Genomic DNA, 19,953 nt, shown 5'->3' on the forward strand with positions numbered 1-19,953 from the left:
AAAAAATATTCAGTATTTTATACGTAATACTGTGTTTTGGTAAGTAAGGGAGAAAAAACGTGAAGCTAAAGGAAATCTGTTCGGCACTTAGGATTTTTTAGGGAAATAATATCTATAAGAAGATTTTCATTACATCTCCATATCTCGCTTGGTTTTTATTCTCTTATATAGAAATCTTGTTAAAACGAAGAAGAGTGCAATTAGGGCATAGACAAAAAACATCGCGATATAACCCCAAAGTCCAATTATTGCATCGATAAATTCCATATTTCCTCGGTTTGTAATCGCCTGTTGGATTTCAATGGCAAATACTAAAACGAACATAAAGGTTAATGTATAGACAAAAGAAATCATATGCATTCCATATGGAAATCGAGCAAGCCACTTCGTCATTAAATAGACTATGCCAAATGTACCCATCCCAATAATCCCCATAATCCAAAAATGCATATCCTTATCCGTCAATTGTAGTCCAAGGACATCGTTCAGGATGACAATCAACACATCATGCATCATATTTACAAGCTCAACAAGAAACAAAATCGCATCTTTCATAGTGGGTGAGTCCTTTCAGTTTCAGTTTTAGTTGGTGGTGCTAAGGGTGGTGCCTGGCCCCCGCCATATTAAAGTGGTAAAGGGAATGATGGTTTCGGTGCCTGGCCCCCACCACGTTAGTGCAGTGAAATGATTTATTATCATGATCTCTCACGACCTTATTTTCAGATTCCACACATTAGTATGCCAGTGAGTATGTCCTGGAGTGTTACTAATGTTATCTTTAAGCCCATTGTTTTTTATTTATCTAGATAGCTAGAGATAGCTAGTCAACATATTAAATGGGTGATCTGCATACGCTTGTAGTAGGTAAGCTACCTACAAGGTGTGGTGTGAAAAGATGAGGAGAAGGTCAAACAATATCGGTCCAATTTTAATGGTGATCGTTGTTATGATTCTATTGGTTATTATAGTCTTTCAATTTATTCCAAGTCTAGGGGAAAAAGAACCCAAAGAAATAGTAGAGATGTTTTATGAGTATGAACAGGCAGGAGATTTTGGTAGTGCATGGGAACTGTTTCATCCAGCCATGCAAGAACGCTTCTCCAAGAATGCATATGTAACAGAAAGGTCTCATATTTATATGAGTCATTATGGCGTAACCACATTTGACTTCAAACTAAACGGGGAAGAAGAGGTTAAGGCCTTTAAGATGGCTGACAAAACAGAAGAATATCCGTTTGCATACCGAACTGAGGTGACACAGAGCTTTAAAAGCAAGTTTGGGATATTTAAAGTTGAACAAGAAGTATACACTGTAGAGCACGAGGGAGTATGGAGAATAATGTGGAGATTTTAGAGAGGTGGGGGACTGTCCCCCACCTCTTTAAAGTGTTAAATAAATGCCTTAACCTGTTAGTGTAGTGGGGCCTAGTAGGTCCGGCACCACTCAGACCCTCCTCGCACTAGTTATTATTTTCACGCATTAACGCGGTGGGGGCCAGGCACCACCACCCACCAGTTAACTCACCTTCACATATTTCTTGGGGCTTTTGTTGCCGCTTTTGTCTTTAGCATAGATGGTTAGTGTTGTTCCTTTTTTCTGGGCTTTAATTTTGACACTGTAAGCTCCGGTGGAAGTAACAGTGGCTTTACCTAGATAGTTACTGCCTTTGTACACATAGAGAGCGGCCCCTTTTTCTGCTTTGCCCTTAACGTAGGTTGTTTTAGACGATACTTTGTTGATGATAGGGGTTTGAGGTGGAGTACGGTCAACCACCTTTGTCGTAAGTGTTGAGCTTTTGTTTCCAGCTTTATCAATCGCATAGATAGACAAGGAGTGTCCAGCTTTTTGTTTTTTCGTTAGCTTAATAGAATAGGTTCCTTTACTTGTAACGGTTCCTTTTCCGATCAAGGTTGTCCCTGATTTAATATAAAGTGTTGAGCTTGCCTCTGCCGTTCCGGTAACGGTCGTCGTATTGTCACCAATTGTTTTTACTGTTGGTTTACTAGGAGCCGTTTTATCTAGAACTGTTGTCGCAATAGTAGAGCTCTTATTGCCTGCTGAATCTACAGCATACAGGGTAAGAACTTTAGTTGCCTTTTGCTTTGCTGACATTTTAATAGAGAAAGCACCAGAGCTAGCTGCAATAGCTTTACCTAACTGAGTATCCCCTAATTTAACGTAAACAGTTGTCCCTACTTCCGCCGTTCCACTAACAGTCGCGGTATTGTCGCCAACGGCACCCACTTTAGGCTTAGCAGGCGCTGTTTTATCAAGTACAGTCATTGTAACCATTTGACTTTTATTTCCGCTCGGATCTTGTGCATATACCATTACACCTGTGCCAGCCTTAAGCCTGGTTTTCATGGGAATGGAATAGCTCCCTGTAGATGAAACCTTCCCACTTCCTATTAAGGTACTACCAGCTTTCACATACACAGTAGAGTTGATTTCAGCTTTACCGCTGACTGTAGTTGTGTTATCCCCAATTTGATTGACAGTTGGTTTTGCGGGTGGTATTGTGTCCGGTGAACCAGGAATGGCCCCACCTTCAGCAGGGAAATAGGTATACGTGACATTTGCTCTTTTACTAACAGGAATGTAATCAGACGTTACTTCTTTTACAAGGGCTCCTCCCCCTTGAAGATTTGTTTCACTTCCTATCGAAACTTTTTCAACAAGTTGATCAAAGGCTTTTTCTCCTTTAAATCCATATGGACCAGTGCTTTCTTTTAACAGAAGGGCTGCGCGGAAATTCGTCATAAACTGACCAAATGTCATAGATGGATCGATGTACTGTTTAATCTGACTTTCAACAGCTTTATAGTTGTTAGCAGGGTTCTCAAGGATTTTTTTGAAAATATCATTCCCTACACCAGCTTGAACCTTCACATATTGGCCAAATAAGTAGGATAACGAATAGTTTGCTAGAACATCTCCTTCATAATCCCAATATAAAAGAGATTGTCCATTTGTAATGGATGAAGACGAATTATAATAGTCAATGCGATTGGTTAGCGCCTCACCTGTATAAATTTGCTCTGCTGCCATCGAAAGTGCTTCATCTAACCACACATCCATTTGTTCACCGCCCTCAATAAGGACATTTCGATTAAAATTTACCATATGTTGAAACTCATGAGCCAATGTTTCATAGGAGTTTTCCACATACCTAGAAGAACCCATTCCCATAAGTGGGTACGTATCAATATAAAAAATCTCGGATTTATTTGAGTTGGATTGGTAATAAAGATCTCCGGGATAAAAATACCCCGCAAAATATCCGCCATATCCGTCAAAGCCATCTTTAATATCAAATAAAAGAATATTAATTCGTTTATCCTTGTCGACATCTGATTCTGGACCAAAATAGTTTCGCACAGTTGGGTAAATAGCTTGGTCAAATTCATCTGCTAGTTTTTTTGCATTCAAGATTGAAATGTTGTTGTCGTTGACCCAAATATTTGCTTTGGAACCCTGGTACATTAACTTTGCAGAAAGCTGATAGTCTTTAGGGATAATCTGACTAAAATCAACGACCCAAAACTTCCTTGTTTCTCCAAGGTCATAGGAGGGGGTGATTGCAGAGAAGCTTTTTAGGGCTGCTCCATCCAGTATCTCATTTTGTTCGTGTGTTAATCTTGCATCCATTTGATAGGAATCTAGCTTGAGGTTTTTATGAGAAGAATATTCTTCATTATTGACTTGAAAAGAATCTAGTTTTTCAGTGTCATTTGGATCTGTTGATTCATTGCTAATGACTACATAGTTTTTTGCTCTAGGAATAGCTTCAGTCGTTGTGTTAGTTGTGGTATAAGCAAAACTAGGGAAGGAAACGAATAGACATAAACACACGATAACGGTTTGCACAAGCCCTTTTTGAGTCATTAGGTGTTGCTCCTTTTTATAAGATATGAAAAATTAAATTAGTTCCTACTTTATGGCTCATTTCTACTAAATTATCTATCTTTTATTTTACTTATATTTTATGAAAAAGGAACTGGACAGAAAAATTTTTTAGAACAGCGAAAGAGGAAAAGATGTAAGGGCACACAGGGAGCTCCTAAATCTTTTCCTCTATAGTACATCCTAAATAAATACATCTTTACATACTTTCAAAAAGAAAGAAAATCCCAACAGCAAACAATAAAGCAAGCAGGATAAAGAGAATCACAGAGATTACAACAACGATCCATCCAGCTAGTTTACGTCCAGTTAAAATAAGATAAATACCTAAAACAATTGGACCGAATAAGAAGCCTAAAATCCCCCATAACCATGGGCTACGATTATGCTTAGGTGCATCAATCGCGAGGTAAATGGCAATGGCAAGAGTAATAATCCAACCAAAAGAAAATTCCATCGTATAAGTCCCTCCAGTCTTTTTTCATCTTTAAAGGATATGGAATGTGAACGAGTTTCATGCATCTTTTATATGAATAGGGTATGTACATCCATATAAGATAATTTCCCGAAAGGAAAGATAGGCAAACCTGTGTTAGGGAAATGAGCACTGTAATTATTTTATATCCAGTGCTGCTGCCTAGCCATGAGTAAGAGGATATTTTTTTAAATGTAGACAAAACTACCAGATAAGTCGAATGGAATAAACCAGGTTAACAAAACCATCCTAAATTTCCCAATTCAATAAAAAAGCCAGCTCGCTATAAAACGAGCTGGCCTCCACCTATTATTTTGCAACAGAAGCAGTTTCTGTTGTAATCTCTAAATGCTCCTTCAACTGATTTGATAAAGATAAGCGTTCTTCTTCAGGAACAATATAATAGTAGATTCCGTTAATTTTATCTCCAGTCCCTTTAACCTGGAACTGTTCAAGGTTAGAGCTGGCTGATTTGTAATTTGCTTGAATTTCCCACATTTCATCAAATGTTAAATTCGTTTTCACGTTGTCACGAACAACACCGAACATGTCACCAAACTTTGTAATAGAGGAAATGTTTGCCCCTTTTTTCATAACGCCCTCAATGACTTGACGTTGGCGATCTTGACGACCAAAGTCACCGCGAGGATCATCATATCTCATTCTAGTGTAGGCTAATGCTTTTTCTCCATCTAGCGTAATGGTTCCCTCATTGAAATCATAGCCACCATAAGAGAAATTTAGTGTGTTATTCACTTCAACTCCACCAACTGCATCAACCGTGTCCTTGAAGCTTTCCATGTTGATTTTAACAAAATAATCAACAGGTACATCTAGGAAATTCTCAACAGTTGCAACAGCCATTTCCGTTCCACCAAAGGCATAGGCATGGTTAATTTTGTCGTCAATTCCTTTGCCGACAATTTCAGTGCGAGTATCACGTGGGATACTGACCATTTGAGTAGAGTTAGTGTTAGGATTTACAGTCATTAAAATTAATGAATCAGAACGACCTCTATCACCCTCACGTTCATCAACACCCATCAAAAGAATGGATATGGGGTCCTTATCTTTAAAAACGACGTCCTCAGGTCGTTTATCTGATTTATCACGGTTTAGATCCTCGTGAATACTTGCGACAGTGTCTGTAGCTGATTTATATAGATAAAACGCATAACCGCCAGTTGCCAAAACAAATAGGCCAATGACACTTAGTGTAATCCAAAGCCATTTTTTACGTTTCTTTCTAGCTTCTCTCATGTTTATATCATCCTTTAAGTTAATTTAAAAACAATAGAATCTATAAAGATTATAGTGCCGTCCTCCTATAAGTACAATCTTTTTTTGTAAAAAAATGTTTCCAACTATATGACGATTCATGTTTAAAAATGGTTTCAGAATTTGTAGAAAAAAGTAGAAAGGGAAAAAAAGGTAGTATATAATATAGTGGGAAAAAAGAACTAGTGAATTCTAAAGTTATATTGAAAACGAAATAATATGAGACTTATTCTATTAGTCTTTAAAAATTATAAAATCTTTTGTGAAGGAGTATATAAATGGTAGGCCAAGAGTTATTAGAGCATTTAAACCATATCCAAAAACTACTATCCACCTTGAAGATTAGTTTACATGAATACCAATCGAGAGAAAAGCCAACGGGACAGAAGAACATTTCGCTTTCGATCCATATGGTCTATATGATAGGTCTTATTGTGATCATCCTTATCCTTACATATATAATTGGTTTATTTTTAGGAGAGGCACAAAGGTATATCCACTATATTGGTTTACTTCAAATCATCTTGACGGTGGGTACCTATCTTACTTTTATTAGATTTTTCAACCAGCCTAAGAATTTAAAGCAGGACCCTCCGAAGAAATTCACAGATAATGGGATGTCTGTGTATGAATTGGACAAACTTCGCTTTACCGTCTTACAGGAGCTAGCGGCCTCTCCAATTCCTCCGGAGTACCTCTCACAAACCTGTATCAACAAAATGATAAAGCTTGTTAGTAGTGGAATGTGTATCTCAATTGAAGAATGCATTAAATCACTAGGAAAGGAAAAAGACAGTAAGCAGCATATGAAAGAGGTAGAGTTCATCAGAAAAATGCAGATTAGCTCATACGTCTAGAATAAATTAAAGGGAAAAATGGGTTTGTAGGAAACAAGTTATCATGTATAATTTGACAGAGAATATGTCGAATTATGGAGGATATAAAGTGAAAAAGTTATTAGTTTTAACAATTCTCCTATTGAGCGGAGCTGCAATTATATTTGGTCATATCCATTGGAATCATAAAATTTCCGCTCAAGGTGAGGAAATGTTAAGTGAGAAAGAAGTTATACAGGAAGAAATAGAAGAGGTAAAAGAAGCAGCGCAAATAGATGTTACAAAGCTTTCCAGTCATCTACCGGAAGATCTTCAAGAAAAAATTAAGACAGCCTCAGAGCAAGACCAGTCATTACATTTTGTTATTTATGGGACGAGTGAAGAAAAGGGCACGTGGTCAGAAAAATTTGTCGAAAAGGTAAAAGAAGCCTACGGTGAAAATCTCTTTACTTATTCAATTCTCTCAACAGGAGAGCAAACGACAAGAGATATAGTTAATGAAGAAGCGTACCAAGAAGTGAATGAATTAAAGCCAGATATCCTCCTATTTGAAGCACCTATGTTAAGGGATAATGGCGACGTAGGCTTTGGGGTAGATATCTCGTTGAACAATATTCAACAAATGGTTGATGCTTGGGTAGAAACAAACCAAGATCTAACACTTTTTGTGCAGCCAACCCAACCATTGTATAATGCTACCCATTATCCTACAGAAGTAGCCCAGTTAAAGGGGTTTGTAGAAAATAATAACCTTCTTTATTTAAACCATTGGGAAAACTGGCCTGAATTGGATGATGAGAAAATGAAGGATTACTTAGATGAAGTTAGTCGAGTAAATGAGACTGGGCATGAGGTTTGGGCTGATTATTTGGGAAGTTATTTTGTAGCGGAGTGAGCACAAGGGTGGGCTTTTTGACTTTAACTAGTTGGAAGTACGGTGATTTATTAAAATCTACTAGTGCAGGATAGAAAAGAATCATTAATTGAAATACTTCACTACTCATAAATGATAGGAGGAGTCAGCTAGTTTAAAAGCCGTCTTTGAACAATGAAAAAATCAATATCTTCACATTCTATGCTATCATGAACAATATAGATAAACTAAAAAATAGGTGTGAAAAGATGACTAATCATTAATTAGCTAAACAGAATTAACCAATTATTCATTACGATATTAACCGTGTTTATTTCAATATTGGAGGGTGATGATGTATGAAAGTATTAGTTACAGGTGGTGCTGGATACATAGGAAGTCATACTTGTGTGGAATTGCTTAATTCTGGCTTAGATGTGATCGTAGTAGATAATCTCTTAAATAGTAATAAGATAGCATTAGATAGAGTTGAACAAATAACAGGAAAAAGCATTGGTTTCTATAAAATAGATTTACTTAATGAAAAAGCTTTAGATGATGTATTTCAGGAAAATGAGATTGACGCGGTTATTCATTTTGCAGGACTTAAAGCTGTGGGTGAATCAGTGGCCATTCCTTTAGCGTATTATATGAACAATGTTACAAGTACATTAACATTATGTAATGTTATGAAAAAGCATAATGTGAAAAAATTAGTTTTTAGTTCATCTGCAACAGTTTATGGATTACCTGAAACTATGCCAATAACAGAGGATTTCCCCCTTTCTGCAACAAATCCATATGGAAGAACAAAACTTATGATTGAAGAAATCCTTAGAGATCTCTACTTATCAGATAATGAATGGAGTATCTCATTGTTAAGATATTTTAATCCTTTTGGAGCTCATACTAGTGGATTGATTGGAGAAGATCCAAATGGTATACCAAATAATCTCATGCCTTATGTTACTCAAGTGGCTATAGGTAAATTGGAAATACTAAATATATTTGGGGATGATTACGATACTAAAGATGGTACTGGTGTAAGAGATTATATCCACGTTACTGACTTAGCTGAAGGCCATTTAAAGGCATTAGACTTCATACTTGAAACAAGAGGTGTAGATGCATTTAACTTAGGAACTGGAATAGGGTATACGGTTCTTGAGATGGTTCATGCATTTGAAAAGGTTTCTGGTAAAGAGGTTCCCTATAAAATAGTAGATCGTCGTCCCGGTGATATTGCTGTATGTTACGCAGATGCTCAAAAGGCCAAGGATGCTTTTGGGTGGGAAGCAAAGAGAGAGTTAGAACAAATGTGTGCAGATTCCTGGAAATGGCAATTTAATAATCCAAACGGATATCAATAGGTCATTATATTTATAAAAGGAAAAAGTCATACCTAGTTAGGTGTGGCTTTTTCCATTGGTATAAAATTTATTTTACTTTACAAAATAACTACAAAACCTTTTAAGTGTAGTATGAAATAAAGTTCTTTTTACAAAAATCGTCAAGAACATATCTATTCTTACAAATATAATCATGATAAAATAGAAATTTGTAAGCTGCTAGTTACTAAATGTAAAGAAGGGTTTAATGATGAATTCAAGGAAGAACATAAAGCATAAAAAAAAGAAGAAGGTATTGAAAAAGGTCCTGTTAATACTGCTTTTAACTTTAATTGCTATAGTTGGTTATGCCGTTTTTCAATACTATCAAGGACTACAAAAAAGTGACAGCAAAAGCAATATGACTGAAACATACGCACCCGAGGAATTTAAAGGTGAAAAAGATATTAACGGTAAAATCAATGTGCTATTACTAGGTGTGGATTCTAGAGGGGAAGAAAAATCTCGAACTGATACTATAATGGTGGCACAATACGATCCTGAAGATAATTCAGCACGGCTTGTTTCAATTATGAGGGATACTTATGTTGAAATACCAGATCATAAGAATTATAAGATTAACACTGCAAATTTTCTAGGTGGACCTGAATTGTTAAGACAGACATTAAAATTAAACTTTGACCTTGATGTCCAATATTATGCATTAATTGACTTTGAAGGATTTGCTGAATCTGTTGATGCATTAGCACCAGAAGGTATTGAAATCAACGTTGAGAAGGAAATGTCAAAAAATATAGATGTTACATTATATCCAGGATTACAAAAGTTGAATGGTAAAGAATTATTAGACTTTGCAAGATTTAGACACGATGCAGAAGGAGATTTTGGTCGTGTTAAAAGACAGCAACAGGTTATAAATGCCCTTAAGGACGAATTGATAAGCTTTAATGGAGCAACAAAATTACCTAAAATGATTGGTACAATACAGCCATATTTTGTTACAAATATGGATACTGTAGACTTTTTATCACTAGCAAAAGAGGTTGTACTTAATCCACCTGCGGAAATTGAAACATTAAGAATTCCAATAGATAATTCTTATACGAATGAGTCATATGAGCATGCCGGTTCGGTACTTGAAATAGATAAAGAAATTAATACTCAAGCATTAAAGGATTTTCTATCTGGAAAACCAATTAATGAAACGTCTGGAGAAACATTACAAACGGAGGAAAACCTAATAGAAGAACAACAATAATTAAGATAGTTATTAAAAGGAGTGTAATGGAGGCAGTTATGAGATTAGTATTATTATCAGGTGGCTCAGGTAAGCGGCTTTGGCCTTTATCCAACGATGCTCGGTCAAAACAGTTTTTAAAAGTTCTCGAGAATGGTTCGGGACAGAGAGTATCAATGGTTCAAAAGGTTTGGGGACAATTGGAGGAATTAGGCTTAGCCACTTCCTCTGTTATTGCTACAAGTAAGTCTCAAGTTGAGATTTTAAAAAATCAGCTTGGGAGTAATATACGGATTGTGGAAGAGCCCGAAAGACGAGACACTTTCCCTGCTATTGCCTTAGCTGCTTCTTATCTACATACAGTTGAAGGGGCAAGCTTAGATGAAGTCGTAGCGATGCTTCCTGTTGATCCCTTTGTTGATTCGAGCTTTTTTAACAAAATCAAGGAATTAGAAAATGCATTAGACAAGACGAGTGCTAATCTAGCTCTAATAGGTGTTAGTCCAACCTTTCCATCTTCTAAATATGGATATATTGTTCCTAGTGAAAATAACGAAAAAGACTACAAAAAAGTAAGTTATTTTCAAGAGAAACCAACAGAACAACAGGCCATAAATTTAATTGAGAAAAATGCGTATTGGAACTGTGGTGTATTTGCATTCAAATTAGGATATATCATAGATATTATTAAACAGAAAAAATGTCCTATTGATTATGAGGAATTGAAAAATAATTACGGTAAATTACCTAAAATTAGTTTTGACTATGAAGTTGTCGAAAAAACCTCTGACATAATAGTATTACCATATGAAGGGTACTGGAAGGATTTAGGGACTTGGAATACATTAACTGAAGAAATGTCTACAAGTACTCTGGGTAAAGTGTTTAAGAGTGAGGATTCTTCCAATACACATGTTGTGAATGAGCTAGAAATCCCTGTTAGCGTTCTAGGGATTAAAGATGCCATCATAGCAGCTAGTCCCGATGGAATTCTAGTCTCCACAAAAGATGCTAGCCCAAGAATTAAGGAAGTCATTGGAAACCTAGACCAACGTCCAATGTATGAGGAGAGAAGATGGGGCTGGTATAAGATCTTGGATTTCGCTAAACAAATGAATGGTAACGAAGTTTTAACTAAAAAGATTTACTTGAAAAAAGGGAAAAATCTAAGTTATCAACATCATACGAAAAGAATTGAGGTTTGGACAATTATCCAAGGTGAGGCTGAACTTATCCAAGATGGAAGGATCACTGATGTCAAGAGTGGAGATATAATAAAAATTCCGGCCTATTCAAAACATGCTATTAGAGCTATGTCTGATCTGGAAATAATTGAAGTTCAATCAGGAGAAGAGTTAGTAGAGGAAGATATTATTAGACATAATATTGAATGGGAAGATATTTTAAACAGTACTATAAATAGATAATGAGGAAACAATTATAAAGGCCAGACCTCTAATTTGGCATTAGTAAGTTGGACGGATCGTTTCCAGCAACTAACTTATTGTCTATAAGAGAGTCAGGCTCTTTTTTTGAATATGTATGGAATGTGACTTGACAGGAGGACTATTATGCGTGTTTTTATGTGGCCTAAAATCAATGCAACAAATCAATATAATAAGCTTCTATCAGATTCATTAGAAGCACAGGATATAGAAGTACATAATTTTCCAAGATTAAATCTTGAAAATGTAAAGAAATTAAAAGGAGGGGATATCTTCCATATGCATTGGCTACATGGAACGTATCAACATCAATTTTTCCCATTCTTTTTAATAAAAGTAGTAAAAATGTTCTTCTTTTTATTCTTACTAAAAGCAAAATCTGTAAAGATTGTTTGGACTTTACATAATTTATATCCTCATAAATATAAGTTTAAGATGATGGAAAAACTGGTCAGGAAATGTGTTACATCAGTTTGTAATCATATCTTTGTAGCGAGTGATGCGATACGTGAAAGGGTTTTACAGGAATATAGTGTACCAAAGAACAAAATAACCATAATCCCTCATGGACATTATGTAGGTGTATATCAATCTCAAGGAATTAATTTTAGAGAACGTTATGGAATTAATGATGAGGAATTTGTTTATTTATTTTTTGGCCAAATTAAACCTTATAAAGGTGTACCTAATTTAGTTAAATCCTTCCAAATCCTTGACGAAAAACTGAAAAACCAAAAGAAAATATCTGTTATCGTAGCCGGGAAGCCTTCTGATGGGGCTGAAGTACAAACTGAAAAGCTTCAAAAAGAAAATAATCCACATGTGCACTTAGATATAAGATTTATTCCTGATGAGGAACTCCATGATTTAATACAAGCATCAAATGCAGTTGTCCTTCCATTTGAAGAAATAACAACCTCTGGGTCAGCCATTCTAGCTTTATCTCTAAGGAAGATAGTAGTTGCTCCTCGTACTAGATTCTTAGTGGAATATCTAGGAGATGAGACAGCGGTCTTATATAATAAAGATGAAAAAAATGGCCTAGCAAAGGCGATGGAAATTGCAATTCAGTCTGAAAGAAAATTCACTAAAGAAAACTTCGATAAGAAGATTGAACAGTTATCATGGGAAAAAATATCGCTACAGTTAAAAAAGATCTATAAAGATCTATAAAAAGCCATATTAAGAAAGGTACTTAATAAAATGTCTTTTTTCAAAAACTCACTATGGTCATTTATAAACGTTACAGGTATGCAAATGATAGCAATTTTAACAAATATCGTATTAGCTAGAATACTGTATCCTGAAATATTTGGTGTTTTAGGAATGGCTATGGTTTTCACTGGATTTGTAATTATTTTTCAAGAGGCGGGTTTGAGCTCTTACATCATATATGAAAAAAAACTGACCAAGTCTATTATAAGTACTAGCTTTTGGTTAAATATCATACTTTCAAGTCTGTTATTTTTATTAATGTATATTCTGGCTAAACCTATATCAATTTTTTATGAAACTCCAGAAGTAGCAGTAGTAATAAAATACATAGCAATAGGGCTATTTTTAGGGTCTTTTGGTATCACTAGTAAAGCCTTGCTTATGAAAGAGAAAAAGTTCTCTTATACAGCTAGTGTGGATTTAATAGCGGAGTTAGTAGCAAGTGTTTTTTCTATTCTTTTAGCGATAAAGGGCTATGAATTACTAGCAATTTCAACAAGATTTATTATAAGACCAACATTACAATCCATTATCTATCTGGTTATCAAAGGAAAACAAGTGCTTGGTGGATTTTCTATCGATTCACTGAAGATTATCTTTCCTTATAGCTGGAAAGTCCTTGGTACACAAACATTTAGTTATATAAATAATAATATTGATTATTTAATGATCGGTAAGTTACTCGGAAGCGTAAGTTTAGGATTTTATACTATTGCCTTTCAATGGTCAATACTTGCAAGGTTTTATATATCAGGTGCTCTTAGTAAAGTGGCATTTGCTGAAATAGCAACTATACAAAATGATATTAGCAAAGTTCGTCATTTGTATTTATATTTACTTAAACAAGTATCTTTCCTGACACTTCCTATATGTATTGGATTGGTAGTAGTTAGTACAGAATTTATTACAGTCGTGTATGGAATGGAGTGGGAGAGATCTATACCAGTCTTGCAAATTCTGTTAATTTCGGGAGCAATTACATCCCTCGGTGCTCTAGGTGGTCCTGTAATTAGGGGATTGGGAAAACCTGAAATTGAAATGAAGCTAACTATGTTTTCCTTAGTGCTTTTTGTTATTTTTGTCTATATAGGTTCATTCTATGGATTAATAGGTATCGCTTTTGCTGAGTTAATAAGGGTATTAATTGTTGATTCAATCAAACTTAGAATTATAAAAAATATGATTGGAACTTCGTATAAGAGTATTTTTTATTCCTTTAGTAAGAACTTAATTAGTACAATTGTAATGAGTATTATTGTTGTATTTGTTGCTTCTTTATTAAATATTAACCCAATTGTTGATCTAGTCATATTGATTTTAATAGGTGTAACTATATACATACTCATGACTTTTTTAATTAATAGAGAAATGATGGATTGGGTGATAAAAAAAGCAAAATCAATATTAAAAAGATAAAAAGTAAAAAAGCTTAAAGTCAAGTGTATACCATTGATTTTAGGCTTTTTTAGGTACATTATAACAATTTCATAAAAACGCAAAATAAATGTCAAATATAATGAGAAATATGTTAGTATTTGTAATGTGCTGCAACATACTGCATAAAAAGTATGATTCATTTGTAATGTGTAGTTAATATTCTGGGAGGGATATATCATAAGTAATAGGATATTATTATTATCGGTATTATTATTAGTATCTAGTTCTTTAGTATTAGAAGAGCCAAATAAGGTAAGTGGAGCGAGTGCGGAATATGTGCAGAAGATTGAAGAAGTGAATTATAATTGGGGGAAATCCAGTCCTTCTTCTAATATTCCAGTAGATAATTTTTCAGCAAAATTTGATCAATCGAGATCATTCTCACCTGGAGATTATTTTATTCAAACGCTTGCTGATGACAGTATTAGGGTCAAGGTTGATGGTCAATACAAAATAAACAGATGGGATCATTCTAGTGGTGATATTGATCAAGCACTCTGGACTAATGTATCTTCTGGATATCATACAATTGAAACTACCTACTATGAGAACACAGGAGATGCAGCAGTATTCTCACATGTTGTGCCATTTGGAGAATGGATAGGCTACTATTATTCAAACAAATGGGTATTAGGTAAGCCTGAGAGTGCGAAGGTTATCAAGCCTAGTAATGAGGCTGGCAGCCTGTCTGAAGATTTTGGTAGTGGTAGTCCGGTTCCTGGAAAGGTACCGACAGATAATTTCTCTACAAAGTATGTAACGGCAAAGCGATTACCAGCAGGGGATTATGTCTTAAGAGCTAAAGCGGATGATGGAATTCGTGTTTATGTAGATGGAGAAATGGTGATTGATCGCTGGACAGAAAGTGGATTTAAGGAAGATGCAGTGAAAATCTCAATCAAGGACCAAGTGAATAAAGGTTCTGATAAAGATGTGCATTGGATTGAGGTAAGATATTTAGAGGTAGGGAAAGACGCAAAGGTTGCATTTGATATCGAGCCATATCAAGAAATAATTGATACATCCGAATGGATTGGTGAAATCTATCCGAACAAAAACCTGACAGGAAATCCTGTGATTTTAGGTGGAAAAGGTGCACAGACGCCGTTAAAGGAATTGGATTTCAATTGGCGATCAGATAGTCCTCATCGTCTCTCACCTGCAGATAACTTTTCAGCTAGATTTACGAAAACAATTGATGTAACAGAAGAAAGCATGTATCAGATCCAAACGTGGGCTGATGATGGGTTTCGTGTCTTTGTAGATGGTGAAAAAGTCATTGATTCATGGAGAGATGGTAGTGCTAGATTAGAAGAAGCAAACCTTCCATTGAGTAAAGGGAAGCATAAAATAGTAGTAGAGTATTATGAAAGTATAAAAGATGCTTCACTGAAGGTGAAAATTAATAAAAAAGAAACATTTACGCAAAAAACGTTAAATGTAAGCTATAACTGGGGGAAAGGTAGTCCATCGGCTACAATTCCAACTGATTATTTTTCAGCCATCTTTGATCAATCAAGAACGCTAACAAGTGGAGATTATTTTATCCACGCAGTGGCGGATGATCGAGTAAAGGTAGCTGTTAATGGAAGCAATGTAATAGATCAATGGGAAAATTCCAGTGGTGAAATGGAAAAAGCCATTCTCCCTAATATAAAAGCAGGTAGCTATGACATCAAAACCTACTTCTATGAGAACACAGGAGATGCAGCAGTATTCTCACATGTTGTGCCATTTGGAGAATGGATAGGCTACTATTATTCAAACAAATGGGTATTAGGTAAGCCTGAGAGTGCGAAGGTTATCAAGCCTAGTAATGAGGCTGGCAGCCTGTCTCAAGATTTTGGTAGTGGTAGTCCGGTTCCTGGAAAGGTACCGACAGATAATTTCTCTACAAAGTATGTAACGGCAAAGCGATTACCAGCAGGGGATTATGTCTTAAGAGCTAAAGCGGATGATGGAATTCGTGTTTATGTAGATGGAGAAATGGTGATTGATCGCTGGACAGAAAGTGGATTTAAGGAAGATGCAGTGAAAATCTCAATAAAGGACCAAGTGAATAAAGGTTCTGATAAAGATGTGCATTGGATTGAGGTAAGATATTTAGAGGTAGGGAAAGACGCAAAGGTTGCATTTGATATCGAGCCATATCAAGAAACAATTGATACATCCGAATGGATTGGTGAAATCTATCCGAACAAAAACCTGACAGGAAATCCTGTGATTTTAGGTGGAAAAGGTGCACAGACGCCGTTAAAGGAATTGGATTTCAATTGGCGATCAGATAGTCCTCATCGTCTCTCACCTGCAGATAACTTTTCAGCTAGATTTACGAAAACAATTGATGTAACAGAAGAAAGCATGTATCAGATCCAAACGTGGGCTGATGACGGGTTTCGTGTCTTTGTAGATGGTGAAAAAGTCATTGATTCATGGAGAGATGGTAGTGCTAGATTAGAAGAAGCAAACCTTCCATTGAGTAAAGGGAAGCATAAAATAGTAGTAGAGTATTATGAAAGTATAAAAGATGCTTCACTGAAGGTGAAAATTAATAAAAAAGAAACATTTACGCAAAAAACGTTAAATGTAAGCTATAACTGGGGGAAAGGTAGTCCATCGGCTACAATTCCAACTGATTATTTTTCAGCCATCTTTGATCAATCAAGAACGCTAACAAGTGGAGATTATTTTATCCATGCAGTGGCGGATGATCGAGTAAAGGTAGCTGTTAATGGAAGCAATGTAATAGATCAATGGGAAAATTCCAGTGGTGAAATGGAAAAAGCCATTCTCCCTAATATAAAAGCAGGTAGCTATGACATCAAAACCTACTTCTATGAGAACACAGGAGATGCAGCAGTATTCTCACATGTTGTGCCATTTGGAGAATGGATAGGCTACTATTATTCAAACAAATGGGTATTAGGTAAGCCTGAGAGTGCGAAGGTTATCAAGCCTAGTAATGAGGCTGGCAGCCTGTCTGAAGATTTTGGTAGTGGTAGTCCGGTTCCTGGAAAGGTACCGACAGATAATTTCTCTACAAAGTATGTAACGGCAAAGCGATTACCAGCAGGGGATTATGTCTTAAGAGCTAAAGCGGATGATGGTATCCGTGTTTATGTAGATGGAGAAATGGTGATTGATCGCTGGACAGATGGTAATTATACAGAGGATGCAGTTAAGGTTACTATAAAGGATCAGCAAGATAATACCGCAAATAAAGATATTCACTGGATTGAAGTTCGATATTTGAACAATACCGGTACAGCAAAGTTTGATTTTGTCATTGAGCCATATAAAGAAGTGTTAAATACGGATCAGTGGGTTGGGGAAATTTATCCGACTAAAAATCTGACTGGGATACCTGTGATCTTAGGTGGAAATGGATCACAGACGCCAATTTATGACATTGATTTTAATTGGCAGTTAAACTCACCGCATGCTTTAATTCCAGCGGATAATTTTTCTGCAAGGTTTACAAAAACACTAAACCTATCAAAGGAAGGTACTTACAAGCTTAAAACTTCTTTTGACGATGGTGTTAGAGCATATGTAGATAACAAATTGGTTATAGACCAGTGGAAAGATGGAAGTGAACGTGTTGAAGAGACATATATTCCATTGCTTGCAGGGAAACATGTAATAGTCGTTGAGTACTATGATAGTGCGAAAGATGCACGTTTAAAAGTCGATGTGGAGAAATACTCTGACTCACTTCTATATTATGAAAAAGTCCAAAATGTAAGTTATAACTGGAAAGCTGGCTCTCCAAGTTCTATTATTCCATCGGATAATTTCACTGCTCTTTTTGACCAGTCAAGAGAATTTGATGCAGGGAATTATTTTATTCAAACGTTAGCAGATGACACTGTAAGAGTTGAAGTGGATGGACAAGATAAGATCAATCAAAAAATTGATTCAAGTGGTTCAATTAGTAGAGCACTATGGACAAATGTATCAAAAGGTTATCACTCTATTAAAACCCATTATTCAGAGAGTACTGGTGATGCTGCACTATACTCCCATGTCGTCCCTTTAAATGATTGGGTAGCGTATTATTATCAGAATGAGTGGGTTTTAGGGAAACCAGAAGGCTCGAAGGTCCTTTCTTCTGGTAATAATGGAAGACTTTATGAAGATTTTGGTAGCGGTTCTCCTATCCCAAATATCATTTCTAATGATAATTTTTCAGCTAGATACGTAACAGCAAAACAACTACCAGCAGGTGATTATGTATTTAGGACAAAAGCAGATGATGGGATAAGGGTATATGTTGACGGAGAAATGGTATTAGATAGATGGACTGAAAGTGGATTTAAAGATGACGATATTAAGGTCACAATTAAGGATAACTCGACCACTAAGGATATTCACTGGATTGAAGTAAGGTATCTTGAAAAAATAGGTGATAGTAAGATAGATTTTCAGATTCAGCCTTATTCAGAAGTTATTCAGACGGAAAACTGGGTTGGAGAAATCTACTCAAATAAAACACTAAGTGGAATTCCTGTTATATTAGGTGGCAATGGTACGTCAAATCAAATTACAAACTTAGATTTTTCATGGGGGTTAAATAGTCCACATAGATTAATCCCATCTGATAATTTCTCTGCTAGATTTACTAAACGTGTGAATTTGGGTGCAGGAACATATATTTTAAAAACCACTGTAGATGATGGAGTCCGAATTTTTGTGAATGGAAACAAAGTAGTTGATTCATGGCAGAATGGTAGTGAAAGGTTACTAGAAACGAATGTAATCTTAAATTCCGGAAAGCATGAAATTGTGGTAGAGTATTTTGAGAGCGAAAAGGATGCTACATTAAAATTTGAGTTAATTAATATAACCTCACAAAATGGTAAATTTGTATCTTCTATTAACCTACCACTTTATAGGTCGTTTGAAGAACTATCAAATTTTTATATCCATTTACCGTTCTATAATTCTTCATATACTAGATTAGATGAGTTAGGCTATGGTGAACTTGTTTATATTCTTGAAGAAAAACAGTATGGAGCAAGAGTTCAAACTGTTGATGGTAACATAGGATGGGTTCATAAAGATTATTTGGAAAACAACCTAGGAGAGGACTATTGGTTAGTAAAAGAAGGACGTAACTTTAGAGACAATCCAGGTACAAGTGGAACAACAGTTATTGGAAGTGTCTCTGCAGGCGAAAAAGTTAAATTGTTGGAGCATAAATCAGTTGGTGGTACGTATAGTGAATGGTACAGAATTGAAACTCAGTCAGGTCAAAGAGGTTGGATTTGGGGTGCAATAAGTACGGATGGTAATCAAGGCTATAACTTAATAAAGTATGAATTTGATCAAGTTGGTAAAACAGTGAATAAGCTGACTCCATTTACTCCTATAAATACTGTTTCAAATGTAACAGCCGATCAAATTAATAGATATATTGATTCAAAAACTAATGGTAAGCAAACAAGTATGACTGGTATGGGACAAGCATACATTGAAGCTCAAAAACAGAGTGGTTTAAATGCTATATACTTGTTAGCTCACTCAGGTTTAGAAACTGGCTGGGGTACATCTGGAATTGTGAAAGATAAGTATAATTATTATGGGATTGGAGCGATCGATTCAAAGCCTGCTGAAGGTGCCTATAACTACTCTACAAAAGAGGGTGGGATTATTGCTGGAGCAATTTGGATCAGTAATAATTATGTTGTCAGAGCATGGGATAAGGATGATCGAATTCCATATTATCAACCAACTCTTGATAACATGAGAAATGATAATAGCTGGCATCAGTATGCAGCAGATGAAGCTTGGGCAGTGAAAATTGCTTATAATTCTCATGACTTTTATCAATTTATCAACAAGTGATAATGATTTTGCTTTTCAAAGATAGTTCCCTCTGAGGAGATTATCACAGAAAGACTGTAGACAAACTCGGTTAATAT

Annotated in this window: 13 protein-coding genes; 9 read left to right on the forward strand and 4 right to left on the reverse strand. The window is 35.6% G+C overall.

Annotated elements, in window-relative coordinates:
* Positions 1–129: 129 nt before the first annotated feature.
* Positions 130–555 carry a hypothetical protein gene (locus A9C19_RS01635; RefSeq protein ID WP_072578336.1) on the reverse strand — a complete coding sequence of 142 codons (426 nt, stop codon included), beginning with the start codon at positions 553–555 and terminating at the stop codon, positions 130–132.
* A 340-nt stretch (positions 556–895) separates the two neighbouring features.
* On the opposite strand from A9C19_RS01635, the gene A9C19_RS01640 reads away from it, so the two are divergent.
* Entirely contained in the window at positions 896–1,354 is a 459-nt protein-coding gene (locus tag A9C19_RS01640) for a hypothetical protein (RefSeq protein WP_072578337.1), read from the forward strand.
* Positions 1,355–1,516: 162 nt separating this feature from the next.
* On the opposite strand, the gene A9C19_RS01645 is transcribed toward A9C19_RS01640, so the two are convergent.
* The 3 genes from A9C19_RS01645 to tagU all read right to left on the reverse strand — a co-directional run bounded on the left by A9C19_RS01645 (position 1,517) and on the right by tagU (position 5,639).
* Positions 1,517–3,886 carry an Ig-like domain-containing protein gene (locus A9C19_RS01645; protein WP_072578338.1) on the reverse strand — a complete coding sequence of 790 codons (2,370 nt, stop codon included), beginning with the start codon at positions 3,884–3,886 and terminating at the stop codon, positions 1,517–1,519.
* Positions 3,887–4,103: 217 nt separating this feature from the next.
* A complete protein-coding gene (locus tag A9C19_RS01650; protein WP_072578339.1) occupies positions 4,104–4,361 on the reverse strand; it encodes a hypothetical protein in 258 nt (85 codons plus the stop codon).
* Between the two features lie 327 nt (positions 4,362–4,688).
* A complete protein-coding gene (gene tagU / locus A9C19_RS01655) occupies positions 4,689–5,639 on the reverse strand; it encodes a polyisoprenyl-teichoic acid--peptidoglycan teichoic acid transferase TagU (RefSeq protein ID WP_072578340.1) in 951 nt (316 codons plus the stop codon).
* A gap of 296 nt (positions 5,640–5,935) precedes the next feature.
* On the opposite strand from tagU, the gene A9C19_RS01660 reads away from it, so the two are divergent.
* The 8 genes from A9C19_RS01660 (at position 5,936) to A9C19_RS01695 (ending at position 19,876) form a co-directional block, all read left to right on the forward strand.
* Positions 5,936–6,514, forward strand: a complete 579-nt coding sequence (locus A9C19_RS01660; RefSeq protein ID WP_072578341.1) for a hypothetical protein — start codon at positions 5,936–5,938, stop codon at positions 6,512–6,514.
* 88 nt (positions 6,515–6,602) lie between these two features.
* Complete coding sequence (locus A9C19_RS01665; protein WP_072578342.1) at positions 6,603–7,388, forward strand: SGNH/GDSL hydrolase family protein; 786 nt, start codon at positions 6,603–6,605, stop codon at positions 7,386–7,388.
* Between the two features lie 317 nt (positions 7,389–7,705).
* Positions 7,706–8,716, forward strand: coding sequence for a UDP-glucose 4-epimerase GalE (gene galE, locus A9C19_RS01670; protein WP_072578343.1), 1,011 nt, complete (start codon positions 7,706–7,708; stop codon positions 8,714–8,716).
* A gap of 229 nt (positions 8,717–8,945) precedes the next feature.
* Entirely contained in the window at positions 8,946–9,953 is a 1,008-nt protein-coding gene (locus tag A9C19_RS01675; protein WP_072578344.1) for an LCP family protein, read from the forward strand.
* 38 nt (positions 9,954–9,991) lie between these two features.
* On the forward strand, positions 9,992–11,359 hold the full coding sequence (locus tag A9C19_RS01680) for a sugar phosphate nucleotidyltransferase (RefSeq protein ID WP_072578345.1): 1,368 nt from the start codon (positions 9,992–9,994) through the stop codon (positions 11,357–11,359).
* Between the two features lie 144 nt (positions 11,360–11,503).
* Complete coding sequence (locus A9C19_RS01685; RefSeq protein ID WP_072578346.1) at positions 11,504–12,550, forward strand: glycosyltransferase family 4 protein; 1,047 nt, start codon at positions 11,504–11,506, stop codon at positions 12,548–12,550.
* A gap of 30 nt (positions 12,551–12,580) precedes the next feature.
* A complete protein-coding gene (locus tag A9C19_RS01690) occupies positions 12,581–14,008 on the forward strand; it encodes a lipopolysaccharide biosynthesis protein (RefSeq protein ID WP_072578347.1) in 1,428 nt (475 codons plus the stop codon).
* Positions 14,009–14,305: 297 nt separating this feature from the next.
* A complete protein-coding gene (locus A9C19_RS01695) occupies positions 14,306–19,876 on the forward strand; it encodes a PA14 domain-containing protein (RefSeq protein ID WP_072578348.1) in 5,571 nt (1,856 codons plus the stop codon).
* The last annotated feature ends 77 nt before the right edge of the window (positions 19,877–19,953 follow it).

This window comes from Bacillus weihaiensis (assembly GCF_001889165.1).
GTDB classification, from domain to species: domain Bacteria; phylum Bacillota; class Bacilli; order Bacillales; family Bacillaceae; genus Metabacillus; species Metabacillus weihaiensis.